Annotated in this window: 13 protein-coding genes; 3 read left to right on the top strand and 10 right to left on the bottom strand. The window is 73.2% G+C overall.

Annotated elements, in window-relative coordinates:
- A partial coding sequence (ssb, locus tag B351_RS0109395; RefSeq protein WP_019398784.1) for a single-stranded DNA-binding protein occupies positions 1 to 429 on the bottom strand: 429 nt, incomplete at its 3' end.
- A gap of 381 nt (positions 430 to 810) precedes the next feature.
- On the opposite strand from ssb, the gene B351_RS0109390 reads away from it, so the two are divergent.
- Positions 811 to 1,818 (top strand): polyprenyl synthetase family protein, encoded by a 1,008-nt coding sequence (locus tag B351_RS0109390; protein ID WP_019398783.1) that lies wholly within the window; start codon positions 811 to 813, stop codon positions 1,816 to 1,818.
- Between the two features lie 108 nt (positions 1,819 to 1,926).
- On the opposite strand, the gene murD is transcribed toward B351_RS0109390, so the two are convergent.
- The 3 genes from murD to B351_RS0109375 all read right to left on the bottom strand — a co-directional run bounded on the left by murD (position 1,927) and on the right by B351_RS0109375 (position 7,474).
- A complete protein-coding gene (murD, locus tag B351_RS0109385) occupies positions 1,927 to 3,315 on the bottom strand; it encodes a UDP-N-acetylmuramoyl-L-alanine--D-glutamate ligase (RefSeq protein ID WP_026010551.1) in 1,389 nt (462 codons plus the stop codon).
- Positions 3,296 to 4,651 carry a UDP-N-acetyl-alpha-D-muramoyl-L-alanyl-L-glutamate epimerase gene (murL, locus tag B351_RS0109380; RefSeq protein WP_019398781.1) on the bottom strand — a complete coding sequence of 452 codons (1,356 nt, stop codon included), beginning with the start codon at positions 4,649 to 4,651 and terminating at the stop codon, positions 3,296 to 3,298. The genes murD and murL overlap by 20 nt, the downstream gene beginning before the upstream one ends.
- Positions 4,652 to 4,849: 198 nt before the next feature.
- On the bottom strand, positions 4,850 to 7,474 hold the full coding sequence (locus tag B351_RS0109375; RefSeq protein ID WP_019398780.1) for a bifunctional aspartate kinase/diaminopimelate decarboxylase: 2,625 nt from the start codon (positions 7,472 to 7,474) through the stop codon (positions 4,850 to 4,852).
- Positions 7,475 to 7,696: 222 nt separating this feature from the next.
- On the opposite strand from B351_RS0109375, the gene B351_RS0109370 reads away from it, so the two are divergent.
- Together B351_RS0109370 and B351_RS0109365 are read left to right on the top strand one after the other, a co-directional pair.
- Positions 7,697 to 8,557, top strand: coding sequence for a PhzF family phenazine biosynthesis protein (locus B351_RS0109370; protein ID WP_019398779.1), 861 nt, complete (start codon positions 7,697 to 7,699; stop codon positions 8,555 to 8,557).
- Between the two features lie 34 nt (positions 8,558 to 8,591).
- The gene (locus B351_RS0109365; protein WP_019398778.1) at positions 8,592 to 9,473 is read left to right on the top strand and encodes a PhzF family phenazine biosynthesis protein; all 882 of its coding nucleotides are present in this window, start codon (positions 8,592 to 8,594) and stop codon (positions 9,471 to 9,473) included.
- On the opposite strand, the gene B351_RS0109360 is transcribed toward B351_RS0109365, so the two are convergent.
- The 6 genes from B351_RS0109360 to miaA form a co-directional block, all read right to left on the bottom strand.
- Positions 9,374 to 9,727 carry a DUF2065 domain-containing protein gene (locus B351_RS0109360; RefSeq protein WP_026010550.1) on the bottom strand — a complete coding sequence of 118 codons (354 nt, stop codon included), beginning with the start codon at positions 9,725 to 9,727 and terminating at the stop codon, positions 9,374 to 9,376. The two genes, B351_RS0109365 and B351_RS0109360, sit on opposite strands and share 100 nt — an antisense overlap.
- Positions 9,727 to 10,590 (bottom strand): protease modulator HflC, encoded by an 864-nt coding sequence (gene hflC / locus B351_RS0109355; RefSeq protein WP_019398777.1) that lies wholly within the window; start codon positions 10,588 to 10,590, stop codon positions 9,727 to 9,729. The genes B351_RS0109360 and hflC overlap by 1 nt, the downstream gene beginning before the upstream one ends.
- Complete coding sequence (gene hflK / locus B351_RS0109350; protein WP_019398776.1) at positions 10,587 to 11,717, bottom strand: FtsH protease activity modulator HflK; 1,131 nt, start codon at positions 11,715 to 11,717, stop codon at positions 10,587 to 10,589. The genes hflC and hflK overlap by 4 nt, the downstream gene beginning before the upstream one ends.
- Positions 11,718 to 11,833: 116 nt before the next feature.
- Positions 11,834 to 13,168 carry a ribosome rescue GTPase HflX gene (gene hflX / locus B351_RS0109345; RefSeq protein ID WP_019398775.1) on the bottom strand — a complete coding sequence of 445 codons (1,335 nt, stop codon included), beginning with the start codon at positions 13,166 to 13,168 and terminating at the stop codon, positions 11,834 to 11,836.
- A 17-nt stretch (positions 13,169 to 13,185) separates the two neighbouring features.
- Positions 13,186 to 13,461, bottom strand: coding sequence for an RNA chaperone Hfq (gene hfq / locus B351_RS0109340; protein WP_019398774.1), 276 nt, complete (start codon positions 13,459 to 13,461; stop codon positions 13,186 to 13,188).
- A 72-nt stretch (positions 13,462 to 13,533) separates the two neighbouring features.
- Positions 13,534 to 14,326 (bottom strand): tRNA (adenosine(37)-N6)-dimethylallyltransferase MiaA (miaA, locus tag B351_RS16560; protein WP_019398773.1); only part of this gene is annotated, 793 nt, incomplete at its 5' end.

Here is a 14,326-nt window from a genome sequence, read left to right as displayed (position 1 = left end):
GGCGCTGCGCTGGCCGCCACCGTACTCGCGGCGCGGCGGGGCGCTGCGCTGCGGCCGGTCGCCGCCGGCATAGCCACCCTCGCCGCCACCGCCGCCACGGCCACCGAGCATCTGCATCTCGTCGGCGATGATCTCGGTGATGTAGCGCTCCTGGCCGTCCTGGCCGGTGAACTTGTCGTAGCGGATCGAGCCTTCCACGTAGCACTGCGAGCCCTTGCGCAGGTACTCGCCGGCGATCTCGCCGAGCTTGCCGAAGAACTTCACCCGGTGCCACTCGGTGCGCTCCTGGGTGTTGCCATCGCGGTCCTTGCGCACGCTGGTGGTGGCCAGGCGGATGGTGGTCACGGCCATGCCGGACTGCGTGTACTTGGTTTCGGGATCGTCGCCGAGGTTGCCGACCAGGATCACCTTGTTGATGCCGCGCGCCATAGTTCTGATTCCGTGTGCAGGACCCGACCGGATCCGGGGAAGGTAGGAGAGTATAGCCGCCCCTCCCGCGCCATCGCCGGAGAGCGGATCCTTGCGTAGGGATATTCCGCAGGTGCGTGCCGATCCCTGCGCCCGGCCCCGCGTTGCCCGCCCGTGGCCGGCGGACCGCCCCGCTTCCGTCGCGGCCAGCCTGCCCCTGCCCACGCTCCGGCCCAAGGCAGGACCACGCGCTGCGCGTTCAGGTATCCGAACGCGCAGCGCGCCCCGCGCCAGGCAGGCACCGGTCCGAAGGGCGCGCCAGTGGCCAGCCCCCCCCACCCTGCTTGGGGCTGCCCGCTGCCGGCGGCTTATAATTCCGCGCCTGTATTCCAGGCGGCCAGCATGGCAGACCACTTCAGCTCCCCCTCCTACGCCTCCCTGCCCCAGATCCAGGCCCTCGCGGCCGCCGACATGGCCGCGGTCGACAGCCTGATCCGCACCCGCCTGGCGTCGGACGTGGTCCTGATCAACCAGATCGCCGAGCACATCGTCTCGGCCGGCGGCAAGCGCCTGCGCCCGATGCTGGTGGTGCTGGCCGGGCAGGCCACCGCCGGCAGCTTCGGCACCACCGCCGACCACCACCAGCTGGCGGCGATCATCGAATTCATCCACACCTCCACCCTGCTGCACGACGACGTGGTCGACGAATCCGACCTGCGCCGCGGCCGCAGCACCGCCAACGCGATCTGGGGCAACGCCGCCAGCGTGCTGGTCGGCGACTTCCTGTACTCGCGCAGCTTCCAGCTGATGGTCGAGCTGGACCGGATGGAGGTGATGCAGGTGCTGGCCGACACCACCAACCGCATCGCCGAAGGCGAGGTGCTGCAGCTGCTGCACGTGCGCAACCCGGACACCGACGAGGCCGCCTACCTGCGCGTGATCGAGCGCAAGACCGCGGTGCTGTTCGCCGCCGGCACCCGCCTGGGCGCGCTGGCCTCCAATGCCGACGCCGCCACCCAGCAGGCGCTGTACGACTACGGCATGGCCCTGGGCTATGCCTTCCAGATCGCCGACGACGTGCTCGACTACACCGCCGATGCCGCCACCCTGGGCAAGAACCTCGGCGACGACCTGGCCGAGGGCAAGGCCACCCTGCCGCTGATCCACGCCATGACCCATTCCGGCGAGGCCACCCGCCAGCGCCTGCGCCAGATCGTGCAGGAAGGCGACACCTCGGCCATGGACGAGGTGCTGGCCGCGATCCGCGCCACCGGCGGCCTGGAGTACAGCCGCAAGCGCGCGATGGACTACGCCGCCGAGGCCGAGGCGGCGCTTGCCGGGCTGCCGGAGAGCGAGGCCCTGCAGGCGCTGCGCGGCCTGGCCCGCTACGCGGTCGAGCGCAGCCACTGATCCCCGGGGCCGCCGCGCGGCCCATCCCTTTGCACCTGCGCGCGCGGCCCGTCCGCGCGCCGCACCGCGGCCTGCCGCAGTGCACCCCCGCGGCCCCGGCTACGTCGCTCAGGCCACGCCAAGCCCGGGAATGGCGCTGATGCCGTCCGGATCGAACCCGGCCAGGGCCGCGAAGTGGCGGCCTCGCTCGGTGTAGTCGCGATAGGCGCCGAAACTCGGCGCGCCCGGCGACAGCAGGACCAGGCCGCGGCCGGCCAGCAGCCGCTGCGCGCGGGCCACCGCGTCGGCCAGGTCGTCGGCCGCTTCCAGCGCGAACAGGCCCTCGGCGGCCAGCGGTGCCAGCAAGTCATGGATGCGCGGGCCATTGGCGCCCATGGTGACCACCGCCCGTGGCGGCTGCGCACGCAGGCGCTCGGCGAAGCCGTGCCAGTCCAGGCCGCGGTCGTGGCCGCCCAGCAGGATCGCCACCGGCGAGCCGCGATGGCAGTCCAGCGCCGCCAGGCTGGCGTGCGGGGTGGTGCTGATCGAATCGTTGACGTAGCCGATGCCGTCGCGCTCGCCCAGCCACTGCAGGCGGTGCGGCAGCGGGCGGAAGTCCATCGCCGCCGGCGCCAGCGGCGCGGCGTCCACGCCCAGCGCCTCGATCGCCGCCAGCACCGCGCACAGGTTGCCGCGGTTGTGGCGCCCGGGCAGCGGCACGGCCGCGGTGTCGAACACGAAGGCGTCGCCGCGGTACAGGGCGTCGTCGCGCAGGTGCCAGCCGTCCTCGCGGTTGAACCACACGATGCGGCTGTCCGGAAGCTGCAGTCGCGCCAGGCGCGGATCGGCGGCGTTGAGCACCGCGGTGCGCGGCCGCGCTCCGGTGACCAGGCGCAGCTTGTCCTCGATGTAGCGGTCTTCGCTGCCGTGCCAGTCCAGGTGCTCGGGGAACAGGTTGAGCACCACCGCCACCTCCGGATGCGCACCACTGCGGGCGACGTCGCCGGTCTGGTAGCTGGACAGTTCGATCGCCCAGAACTCCGGCGCCGGTTGCGGATCCAGTACTTCGAGCAATGGCAGGCCGATGTTGCCGGCCAGGGCGGTGCGGTGGCCGCCGGCGCGCAGCAGGTGGGCCAGCAGCGAGGTGGTGGTGCTCTTGCCCTTGGTGCCGGTCACGCACACGGTGCGTGCATCGGCATGCTCGCCGAACCACAGCGTGGTCCCGCCAATGAAGCACGTGCCGCGCGCGGCGGCGGCCAGGGCCTCGGGCTTGTACGGGCTGATGCCCGGCGACTTCACCACGATGTCGAACGCGGCCAGCGCATCGGCATCGACCCGGGTGCGCGGCTGCAGCAGCGGATCGCCCAGGCCGGCGACGGTGGCCGCCTCGGCCTCGTTGCAGAACAGCGCCAGCGGCAGCTGCGGCAGCCGCGTGCGGACCGCCTTCCAGGCGGCGCGGCCTTCGCGCCCCCAGCCCCACAACGCGACGCGCCGTCCCTCAAGCTGCGAAATGCGCACTCACCCGCTCCCACAGCGCGGCCGGCACGCGGTGCTCGCCACCGGCCTGCAGCAGCGGTTCGATCGCCAGTTCCGCCGGATCCAGCTGCGGCCGGATCTCGCGCGCGTAGCGCGCCACCAGCGCGTCCTCGCGCCATTCGGCACGGCCGGCCAGCTGCTCCATCGCCGCGCGCGATTCCCTGCCCTCGCCCACGCACTCGAACGGCTTGTGGTCCTGGAACTCCAGCAGCGCGTCGTAGCCGGCGGCCTGGCCCGGATCGTCCAGCAGGTTGCGCCCGAAGATCCTCACCAGCCGGGGCTTGGGCATGAACGGTGCCAGCGCCAGGAACACGAAGTGGCACTTCGGGCACAGCCCGCACCAGCGCTGCGCCGGCTTTTCGCCGAGGATGTGGAAGTTGCGGTTGCAGCTGGAGAAATGCGCGTCGTAGCGGTCGCTGCGCGCGAACTGCCGCGCCACCGCCAGCTCCGACAGCGGGCGCAGCAGCGAGTAGTAGTGCAGGTCGGCCGCGACCACGCGCTCGACGTGTTCGCCGAAGGCCTGCTCGAAGGCCCAGCCCTTGGACCACTGGTGGTTCACCTCGCCGGTGCCGGGGATCAGGCTGCCGTAGCTGGCCGAGCGCTCGTTGGAGAACACCACCTGGCCGTGGCCGGTCAGCAGCGCGGCCAGCACCAGGATCGCCGAGTTCACCGCGGTCACGGGGATATGGCCGTTGTACGCGCCCTGGCGGTTGATCTCGAACAGCGCCGGCGCCAGCGCGCGGCCGATGTTGAGGACCGGCAGGCCGGTGCGCTCGGCGCAGGTGCGGATCAGCTGCGAGCCGCCGATCCAGGCCACGGTCTGCTCCACCCCGGCGGCGCGCAGCGCCTCGATGCTGACCAGCGAGTCCTTGCCACCGCCGATGGCCACCAGCGCACGTTCCGGCAGCCCGGCGGCCGGTGCCTGCCCGGTTGCGGCGCCGTCACGCGGGAAGCGGATGCGCCCGCGCAGGTCCAGGCCGTTGCGGTAGGCGAACTCGCCCAGGCCGTTGAGGTACACCTGCTCCATCAGCGCGGCGGTGGCCTCGTCGATCGGGTAGCCGTCGATCCGGATCTGCGGCGGCACCGCGGCCTTGTAGTAGCTGACGCCCGCGACCAGGTGCAGCAGGCGCAGGGCCTGTTCCACCGCCGCGGCGCGGGTGGCGTCCAGCGCGAACGGGGCGCCGGGGATGGTGACGGTTTCCACCAGCTCCGGGCCTTCGTCGAAGGCGTAGGCCAGCTCGGCCACGCCGGTCGCCGGGTCGAAGCCGCAGCGGACGAAGCGGAAAACGCGGATGGAATCGCGGTCGAATGCAGTCATGCAGGATCCAGGGTGGAGCACGCCGGGCGCCGCGGTGCGGGGCCGCCAGGCAGGAAATCGGGGGTGGCGGCCGCGCCGCGGCCCGCCACGGAAGCCGCCAGCGTAGCGCCAAGCGCGGCCGAAGGCAGCCTTGACCGCCGCGCGCCGGGGCCACGGGCGGCGCCGGCCACGGCGGCGGCGCCCGGGAGCAGGCCCGTGTCAGGCCACGGGCCCATCGATCACGTCCTCCGGCGGCAGCTCGCGCAGGTTGTAGCGGCTGGCCATGGCATGGCCGTAGGCGCCGGTGTCGGCCAGCAGCATCACGTCGCCCGGGGCGGTGTCGCGTGGCAGCCGGCGGCGCTTGCCGAACAGGTCGCTGGACTCGCAGATCGGGCCGACCACGTCGAACTGGCCATCGGCCGGGGCATCGATCCGCTGCAGGTTCACGATGTCGTGCCAGGCGTCGTACATCGCCGGGCGCACCAGCGCGTTCATGCCCGCGTCCAGGCCCACGCGCACGATGCCGTCCTTCTCCACCACCTGGGTGGCGCGCGCCAGCAGCACGCCGGCCTCGGCCACCAGGAAGCGGCCCGGCTCGACCACCAGGCCGAACGCCGGGTGCACCGCGCGCACCTCGGCCAGGCTCGCGGCCCAGGCCTCCAGGTCGAACGGTTCGTCGTCCGGCGCGTACGGGATCGGCAGGCCGCCGCCGATGTCCAGGGTCGCCACGGTGCCGATGCGGCGGGCGAAGCCGGCCAGCTCGTCGCACATCTGCCGCCAGTGGCCCATGTTCTCCACCCCGCTGCCCAGGTGCGCGTGCAGGCCGGTGATGACGATGCCAAGCGCGCGCGCCTCGGCCACGAACTCGTCCACCCGCTGCGCGGACAGGCCGAACTTGGCCTCCTTGCCGCCGGTGTTGACCTTCTGGTGGTGGCCGTCGCCGTGGCCCAGGTCGATGCGCAACCACAGCGAGCGGCCGCGGAAGGTCTCCGGCCAGTTGCGCAGCAACTCGACGTTGTCGACGGTGACGGTCACGCCCAGCGCCAGCGCCTGCTCGTATTCCCCGCGCGGGGCGAAGCTGGGGGTGAACAGCACCCGCGACGGCTCGATCCCCGGCACCGCGGCGAACACGTGGTGCAGCTCGGCCAGCGACACGCACTCCAGGCCGAAGCCCTCCTCCGCCAGCACCTTGAGGATCGCCGGGTGCGGATTGGCCTTGATCGCGTAGTAGCGGCGGTCCACCGCGGCCACCGCCTGCAGCTGCCGCGCGCGCTCGCGCACGGTCGGCAGGTGGTAGACGTAGCGCGGCGTGCCGGCTTCGGCCAGCTGCAGCAGGCGCGGCCGCTCCAGCTTCCACCACGGCTGCGGGCGCGGCCGCACCGCGCCGTTGATCTCGCGCCAGCGCGGGCCGAACACCTCGGTTTCCTGCACCGGCATGGCGCCGCTGTCGATCAGCGCTGCGTGCAGCTGCGGCAGCAGGCCGTCGGCGTCGGCCTCGTCGATCACGAAGGTCAGGTTCAGGTCGTTGGACGACTGCGAGATCATGTGCACGCGCTCGTGCACGAAGCTGGAGAACACCTCGGACAGCCGGTGCAGCAGCGAGCGCATGCCGCGGCCGACGAGGGTGATGGCGGCGCACGGCACGATCACCTTCACCCGCCCGATCTTCCCCAGGTCCTCGGCCAGCGCCGAGAGCACGTTCTGGCTCAGCAGGTTCTCGCTCGGATCCAGCGACACGGTGACGTTGGTCTGCGAGGTGCCGATCATGTCCACCGACAGCCCGCGCTTGCGGAACAGCGCGAACACCTCGGCCAGGTAGCCGACCTGCTGCCACATGCCGATGTCCTCCACCGACACCAGGACCACGCCGTTGCGGCGGCTGATCGCCTTCACGCCGGCCACGGTGGCGGCGCTGCGGTCGATCACCGTGCCTGGCAGCTCCGGGCGCTCGGTGTCCAGGATCGCCATCGGCACGCCGGAGTCGCGGCATGGCTTGATCGAGCGCGGATGCAGCACCTTGGCGCCGGTGGTGGTGATTTCCTGCGCCTCGGCGTAGCCCAGGCGGCTGAGCAGGCGCGCGTCCGGGACCTCGCGCGGGTTGGCGCTGAACATGCCGGGCACGTCGGTCCAGATCTCCACGCGGCTGGCGCCCAGCAGCGCGCCGAAGTACGCGGCCGAGGTATCCGAACCGCCGCGGCCGAGGATCGCGGTGCCGCCGTCCTGGTGGCGGGCGATGAAGCCCTGGGTGATGAGCACGCGCGTGGGCTGCCGCGCGAAACGCGCGCGCCAGTCTCCGTCGGACTCCCAGTGGCAGTTCACCGACAGCCGCTGCGCCCACTCGCTCTGGTTCGGCTGCGGCGGCAGCGCGCGCAGCCAGTCGCGCGCGTCCATCCAGCCGATGTCCAGTCCCTGCTTGCGCAGGTAGGCCGCGCCCAGGGTGGACGAGAGCAGTTCGCCCTGGGCCAGCACCTCGGCCTGCCAGTCCAGCGGCCGGGTCGCGGCGCGCGGGTCCTCGAGCAGGCCGCGCAGCACGGCCAGGCGCTCGCCCAGCGCCACGTCGGCATCCAGCTCCAGTTCGGCGAGGAATTCGCGGTGGCGCGCTTCCAGCGCGGCCACGCGCGCGGCGGCGTCCTCGCTGCCGTCGGCGATCGCGGTCAGTTCGTTGGTCACCCCCGACAGCGCCGATACCACCACCAGCACGCGGCCGCCGGTGGCCTCGGCCCGCTGTTTCGCCAGTTTGCCGATCGTGTCCCAGCGATGGCGGCGGGACACCGAGGTACCGCCGAACTTGAGGACGATCCAGCCGCCTTGGGCGGCGTCTTGCGCGGGCGAAGCTGCGGACATTGAGTTGGCTTGACCACCCGACCACCGGGCATGAGCCGCCGATTCTAAGCGCAATCCACGCGCATCCCGGGCGCGCCGGCGCACTTCGTTGCAGCTTCCATCAGGCTGCGGGAAGCGTCACACCGGCAACCAATTCCCCGCCACGCCCGAGGCATCGCGCGCGCACTCGCGCAGGCATGCACGCTGCGCCTAACCTGCTCTTCCCCACCGAGGACGCCTGCCATGCCGACCCGCCGCTTCCTGCAGCTCGACGTGTTCGCCCATGCCCCCGGCGCCGGCAATCCGCTGGCGGTGATGCTCGACGCCGAAGGCCTGGACGAGGCGCGCATGCAGGCCTTCGCCGCCTGGACCAACCTCTCGGAGACCATCTTCTTCCTGCCACCGACCACCGCGCAGGCCGATTACCGCGTCCGCATCTTCACCCCGGTGATGGAGTTGCCGTTCGCCGGGCATCCCAGCGTGGGCGCGGCCTGGGCCGCGGTGGATGCCGGCCTGGCGCGCCCGCGCGCCGGGCGCCTGGTGCAGGAATGCGCCGCCGGCCTGCTGCCGGTGCGTGCCGACCAGGCCGGCGATGCGCTGCATCCGGCGGTGCGCAGCCCGCGTGCGCAGCGCCGCGACCTGGCCGCGCCGGACTGGCTGCTGGCGGACACGGTGTTCGGCGCGCGCCGCGGCGCGCTGCCGCCGGCGCTGTGGAACAACGGCCCGGACTGGTGGCTGCTGGAACTGGCCGATGCCGCCGCGGTGCGTGGCCTGCGGCCGGACCTGGGCGCGATCGCGGCGCTGCCGGGCAAGGGCAAGCTGGCGGTGTTCGCCCCGGGCGACGGCGAGGCCGACCTGGTGGTGCGCGCCTTCGCACCCGGCGTCGGCATCCCGGAGGACCCGGCCACCGGCAGCGTCAACGCCCTGGTCGCCGCCGCCCTGCACCGGGCCGGGCGCCTGCCAGGCCGCGGCGGCCGCTACCTGGCCAGCCAGGGCCGCGAACTGGGCCGCGATGCACGCCTGCGGCTGGAGGTCGACGGCGACGGCGAGGTCTGGGTCGGCGGCCCGGTGCAGGCGGTGATCCGCGGAACGGTGGACTGGTAATCTCGGGCACCCTGCCCACCCCCGAGGTTCCCCGATGCCCCTGCGCCCCTTCGTCCAGGTGGACGTGTTCGCCGACCGGCCTGGCGCCGGCAACCCGCTGGCGGTGGTGCTGGACGCCACCGGCCTGGACGACGCGGCAATGCAGGCCATCGCGCGCTGGACGCGGCTGCCGGAAACCACCTTCGTGTTCCCGCCGACCCAGCCCGGCGCCAGCTATGCGCTGCGCATGTTCAGCCCGAAGCGCGAGGTGCCGTTCGCCGGCCATCCCAGCGTAGGCACCGCGCACGCGGTGCTGGAGGCCGGGCTGGCCAGGCCGGACGCGGATGGCCTGCTGCTGCAGGAGGGGGTGGCCGGGCTGCTGCCGTTGCGGGTGGAGGAATCCGGCGGCGTACGCCGCATCGCCATCCGCACCCCGCGCGCTCACCTGGTGGAAGTGGCCGACGCGCGCGGCTCGCGCATGCTCGAGGCGCTGGACTGGCTGCCCCCCGGCGAACTGCCGCCGGCGCTGATGGACGGCGGCCGCCGCTGGTGGGTGGCCGAGGCCCGCGACGAGGCCAGCCTGCGCAACGCGCAGCCGGACTGGGACGCGATCGCCGGCCTGGCCCGTGCCACCGACAGCATGGGCGTGCTGGCCTTCGCCCGCTGCGCCGGGCGCGACTACCAGGTCGCCGCGCGCGCCTTCGTCGGCGGCCCGGCGATCTTCGAGGACGCCGCGTCCGGCGCGGCCAACGCCACCCTGGCCGCATGGCTGGCGCTGCGCGACGCCCTGCCCGGCAGCGGCGGCCGCTATACCGTCAGCCAGGGCCGCGAGGTCGGCTACGACGCGCGCCTGGACATGTACGTCGACGGCGACGGCCAGGTCTGGTCCGGCGGCCAGGTGGCCAGCGTGGTGCGCGGCCAGATCGACTGGCGCTGAGCGCATCCCCGGAAACGACGCGGGCGCCCCGTGGCGCCCGCGTCATGGCCCATCGAGGGCCCTCGGGCCTGCCGTACCAGCCACAGCACCGCCACGGCCACCAGCAGCACGCCCAGGCCGAAGCGCCGCAGCGCGTCGTCCGGCCGTTGCAGCAGCCGCAGCATCGCCTGCCGCCACGCGCGCGGCGCGGCGAACAGGAACAGCCCTTCGAGCACGGCGGCCAGGCACAGCGCCGGGACCAGCGTTTCCAGCATCAACGATCGCTCTTGAGGTACTGCAGGAACGGGTCGTTGCGGTCCAGCACCACCACGCCCTGGCCGTCGGCGAACGCGCGGCGGTAGGCCTCCAGGCTGCGGTAGAAGGCGTAGAACGCCGGATCGGCCGCCGCCGCCTGCGCGTACAGGCGCGCCGCCTCGGCATCGCCCTCGCCGCGCAGGCGCTGCGCGTCGCGCTCGGCCTCGGCCACGATCACCGCCTGGTCGCGGTCGGCCTGCGCGCGCACGGTGCGCGCCTGCTCCTCGCCCTCGGCGCGCAGCGCGCTGGCCACCTGCTTGCGCTCGGCGCGCATGCGGTCGTAGACCTGCTTGATCACGTCCGAATCGGTGGGCAGGTCGATCTGCTTGAGGCGGATGTCGACGATGCGCATGCCCAGGGTCAGGGCGCCGCGGTTGATGCCCTCCAGCTGGCGCTGGATGACCTCGCTGCGGTCGCCGGACACCAGCTGGGTCAGGGTACGGGCGTTGATCTCGTTGCGCAGCGAGTCCTTGATGATCGGCGCCAGGCGGTCGGCGGCGGCGCTCTCGTCGCCGCCGGTGGCGCGGTAGAACGCGCGCACGTCGTCGATGTAGCCAATGGCCACGAAGTCGACGCTGACGTCCTTGCGCTCGGAGGTCAGGTAGCGCTCCGGGGAGAAGTCGATCAGGCTGAAGCGGCGGTCGAACACGCGCGCGGTCTCGACCAGCGGCACCTTGAAGTGCAGGCCCGGGCCGATGTCGGTACGGGCCACCCGGCCCAGGTTCAGGACCAGGCCGACCTGGTCCTCGCGCACCACGAACACCGAGCCCATCAGGCCCAGCAGGCCGGCCACCGCCAGCGCGATCCACAGGGGATATTTCATCGGCTCACCTCCCCGCGCCCGGTGCGGGTCCCGTCACGGGTCCCGTCGCGCAGGTTGTCGGGACTGCTTTCGATCACCGGCAGCAAGGCCTCGCCGGCCGGCGCCGGCGCGGCGGTGCCCGCCTGCGGCTGGCTGGCGGCGTTGGCCCCCGGCATCGGCACGTAGATCAGCTGGCGGCTGTCGCCGCCGACCACCTTGCGGTTGCGCGACAGCACGTCCTGCACGGTCTCCAGCCACAGGCGCTTGCGGGTCACCTCCGGCGCGCTGCGGTACTCCTCGCGCAGCAGCGAGAAGCGGGCCACGTCGCCCTCGGCCTGGGCGATCTTGGCCGCCTTGTAGCCCTCGGCCACGGTGCGGCGGCGGGCCGCCTCGCCGCGCGCCTCGGGCACCACGCGCGCGGCGTAGGCACGCGCCTCGTTGATCAGCTGGTCCTTGATCTGCTGGGCGCTGTTGACCTCGTCGAACGCCGGCTTGACCTCCTCCGGCGGACGCGCGTCCTGCAGGTTGAGTTCGGTCACCACCAGGCCGGTGCGGTAGGCGTCCAGCGAGGCCTGCAGCTGCTCGGCGGCGCTCACCGACAGCGGGCCGCGGGCGCCGAGCACGGTGTCCAGGGTGGCGCGGCCGACCTGCTCGCGGACCACGCTCTGCGCCACCTGCTCCAGCACCCGGTCGGCGTCGCGCGAGCCGAACAGGTACAGGCGCGGGTCGCCGACCCGGTACTGCACGTTCATGGCCACGTTGACGATGTTCTCGTCGCGGGTCAGCACCGGCACGGTGTTGCTGAAGGTCTTGATCTGGGTCGCGTTGACCTTGACCACGCGCTCGATCGGCCACGGCCACTTGAGGTTCGGGCCGGGCTGCATGACCCGCGCGAACTGGCCGAAGCGCAGGACCACGCCGCGCTGCTGCTCGCCCACCAGCTGGAAGCTGGTCAGCACCACCAGCAGGGCCACGGCGAGCAGGATCCAGCGGCCGATGCCACCGCCGGCGCCTCCGAACAGGTCGCGCAGCCGGTCGAAGCCGCCACCCAGGCCGTTGCCGCCACCGGAGGGGCGGCGCGGGGGCCAGGGGTTGCGGCGGTTGTTGTCGGGGGAGTCCCCACCCTTGCCGGGTGTATTCCAGACCATGAACGCTCCGAGATGAGGGGCCCTGTGGCGGTGGGGGACCGCCAGGCAGGTCGCCGTCCGATTCTAGCAAGTCGCAGGCGGACGCCCGTCCGGACGGGCCGGGCGCCGCCGGGCGCTCAGCGCCCGTCCGTCTCCCATTCCTCGCGCGCCGGCTCCGGCAGCAGCGCGCGCAGCGGCGCGCCGTCGGCGCGCGCGGCCAGGCGCTCGGCCTCGCCGCGCGGCAGGTCCACCTGCAGCAGCCAGCCGTGCTCGTCGGCGTGCTCGCCGCGGACCGCGCCCAGCGCGTGCAGGTGCGAACGCAGGCGCCCGGCGGACGGCGGCAGGCGCAATTCGCCGGCGGCGCGCTGCAGGTCCAGGCGCCGGGCCAGGGCGTCCTGCAGCAGGTCCAGGCCCAGGCCGTCGCGCGCGGAGATCCACACCCGCTCGCGGTGCCCGGGTTCGTCGGCAGCGGAGGAGGCGTGGTCGTGGCGCGGCTGCGCGCCTTCGATCCGGTCGATCTTGTTGAACACCAGCAGCTGCGGCAGCTCGCCGGCGCCGACCTCGGCCAGGACCGCGTCGACCTGGGCGATGCGCTCCTCGCGGTGCGGGTCGGCGGCGTCGACCACGTGCAGCAGCAGGTCGGCCTCGCGTGCCTCCGACAGGGTCGAGCGGAACGCGGCCACCAGTTCGTGCGGCAGGTCGCGGACGAAGCCGACGGTGTCGGCCAGCACGACGCTGCCGCCGGGCAGGGAGATGCGGCGCACGGTCGGGTCCAGGGTCGCGAACAGCTGGTCGGCGGCGTAGGCGCCGGCGCCGGTCAGGGTGTTGAACAGGGTCGACTTGCCGGCGTTGGTGTAGCCGACCAGGGCCACCCGCGGCAGTTCGCTGCGCACGCGGGCGCGGCGCATTTGCGCGTGCTGCACCTCGACCTTGTCCAGCCGCTTCTGCAACTGCTCCAGGCGCTTCTGCAGCAGGCGGCGGTCGGTTTCCAGCTGGGTTTCGCCGGGGCCGCGCAGGCCGATCGAGCCGCCGCGCTGGCGCTCCAGGTGGGTCCAGCCGCGCACCAGGCGGGTGGCCATGTGCTTGAGCTGGGCCAGCTCGACCTGCAACTTGCCCTCGTGGCTGCGCGCGCGCTGGGCGAAGATGTCCAGGATCAGGCCGGTGCGGTCCACCACCCGGCGCTGCAGGGCGCGCTCGAGGTTGCGCTCCTGCACCGGGGTCAGCTGGTGGTTGACCAGGATCAGGTCGGCGCCGGTGGCCTCGGCCGCGGCCTTGACCTCCTCGAGCTTGCCGCTGCCGATCAGGGTCGCCGGGTTGGGCCGGTCGATGCGCGCGGTCAGCGTGGCCGCGATGCTCGCGCCGGCCGAGCGGGCGAGGTCGGCGAACTCCTCCAGCACGTCCTCGGGCGCCGCCCCGCCCGCGTGGGGCTGGATCAGCAGCGCGTGTTCACCCTTGCGGGATCGTTCGAACAATCAATGCTCCCGGGCGCTCATGCGCCCTCGTCGCCGTCCTCTCCACCCTCGGCCGGCTGCTGCACGTATCCGCCGCCGGGGCCAACCCGGACGTTGCGCGACGGAACCACGGTGGAAATGGCGTGCTTGTAGACCATCTGGCTCACGGTGCTGCGCAACAGCACCACGAACTGGTCGAAGGATTCGATCGTACCCTGCAGCTTGATCCCGTTGACCAGGTAGACCGAGACCGGAACGCGCTCGCGGCGCAAGGCGTTCAGGAACGGGTCCTGCAGTGACTGCCCCTTGGACATCTGGCTCCCCCTTATTCCTTTTTGTTGTTGTGGGTGGTGGTTCCGTGGACCTCCCCGGGTCCAGGGGGCATGTTACACAAGCGGGGTGCCGGCGTCCGGCCAGTCGCGGCCGGTGAACCGCGCCACCGTCGCGCGCAGGCGTGACGGGTCCTGGCGGGGGTCGAACCAGAGCGTGTCCAGCTCGCCGCGCAGCCAGGTCAGCTGGCGCTTGGCCAGCTGCCGGGTGGCGAAGATCGCGCGGTCGCGGAAGCCGGCGGCATCGCCCTGCCCGTCCAGGAATTCCCAGGCCTGGCGGTAGCCCACGGCGCGCAGCGCCGGCAGGTCCAGCGGCGCCGGGTGGTCGCGCAGCCGCGGCAGCGCGCGCAGGCGCCGCACCTCGTCGAGGAAGCCGGCGGCCAGCATCGCATCGAAGCGTGCGGCGATGCGCGCGTGCAGTTCGGCACGGCTGTCCGGGGCCAGCACCAGCTTCAGCACCTTCAACGGCAGCCGCGGCGGCGGCGGGTCGCGCTGCCAGGCGCTGATCGGCCGGCCGCTGACCCGGTACACCTCCAGCGCGCGCTGGATGCGCTGGGCGTCGCCGGGACGGATGCGCGCGCCGGCATGCGGGTCGACCGCGGCCAGTTCGGCATGCAGCGCCGGCCAGCCACGCGCCTCGGCCTCGGCCGCGATCGCGGCGCGCACCTGCGGGTCGGCCGGCGGCATCGCCGCCAGTCCGCGCAGCAGGGCCTGGAAGTACAGGCCGGTGCCGCCGGCCAGCACCGGCAGGCGCCCGCGCGCGGCGATGCCGAGCACCGCGGCGCGCGCGTCCTCGGCGAACTCGGCCGCCGAATACGGCTGCCACGGCTCGCGCACGTCGATCAGGTGG

Source organism: Pseudoxanthomonas sp. GW2 (genome assembly GCF_000283075.1).
GTDB lineage: Bacteria > Pseudomonadota > Gammaproteobacteria > Xanthomonadales > Xanthomonadaceae > Pseudoxanthomonas.
This window is presented reverse-complemented; position numbering and strand designations above follow the sequence as displayed.

Excerpts from the sequence above, each read along its gene's own strand:
- murL (WP_019398781.1), bottom strand. The coding sequence starts at position 4,651 with ATGACTGCATTCGACCGCGATTCCATCCGCGTTTTCCGCTTCGTCCGC.
- B351_RS0109370 (WP_019398779.1), top strand. The coding sequence starts at position 7,697 with ATGCCGACCCGCCGCTTCCTGCAGCTCGACGTGTTCGCCCATGCCCCC.
- B351_RS0109360 (WP_026010550.1), bottom strand. The coding sequence starts at position 9,727 with ATGCTGGAAACGCTGGTCCCGGCGCTGTGCCTGGCCGCCGTGCTCGAA.
- B351_RS0109365 (WP_019398778.1), top strand. The coding sequence starts at position 8,592 with ATGCCCCTGCGCCCCTTCGTCCAGGTGGACGTGTTCGCCGACCGGCCT.
- hflK (WP_019398776.1), bottom strand. The coding sequence starts at position 11,717 with ATGGTCTGGAATACACCCGGCAAGGGTGGGGACTCCCCCGACAACAAC.
- hfq (WP_019398774.1), bottom strand. The coding sequence starts at position 13,461 with ATGTCCAAGGGGCAGTCACTGCAGGACCCGTTCCTGAACGCCTTGCGC.
- B351_RS0109375 (WP_019398780.1), bottom strand. The coding sequence starts at position 7,474 with ATGTCCGCAGCTTCGCCCGCGCAAGACGCCGCCCAAGGCGGCTGGATC.
- B351_RS0109390 (WP_019398783.1), top strand. The coding sequence starts at position 811 with ATGGCAGACCACTTCAGCTCCCCCTCCTACGCCTCCCTGCCCCAGATC.
- hflC (WP_019398777.1), bottom strand. The coding sequence starts at position 10,590 with ATGAAATATCCCCTGTGGATCGCGCTGGCGGTGGCCGGCCTGCTGGGC.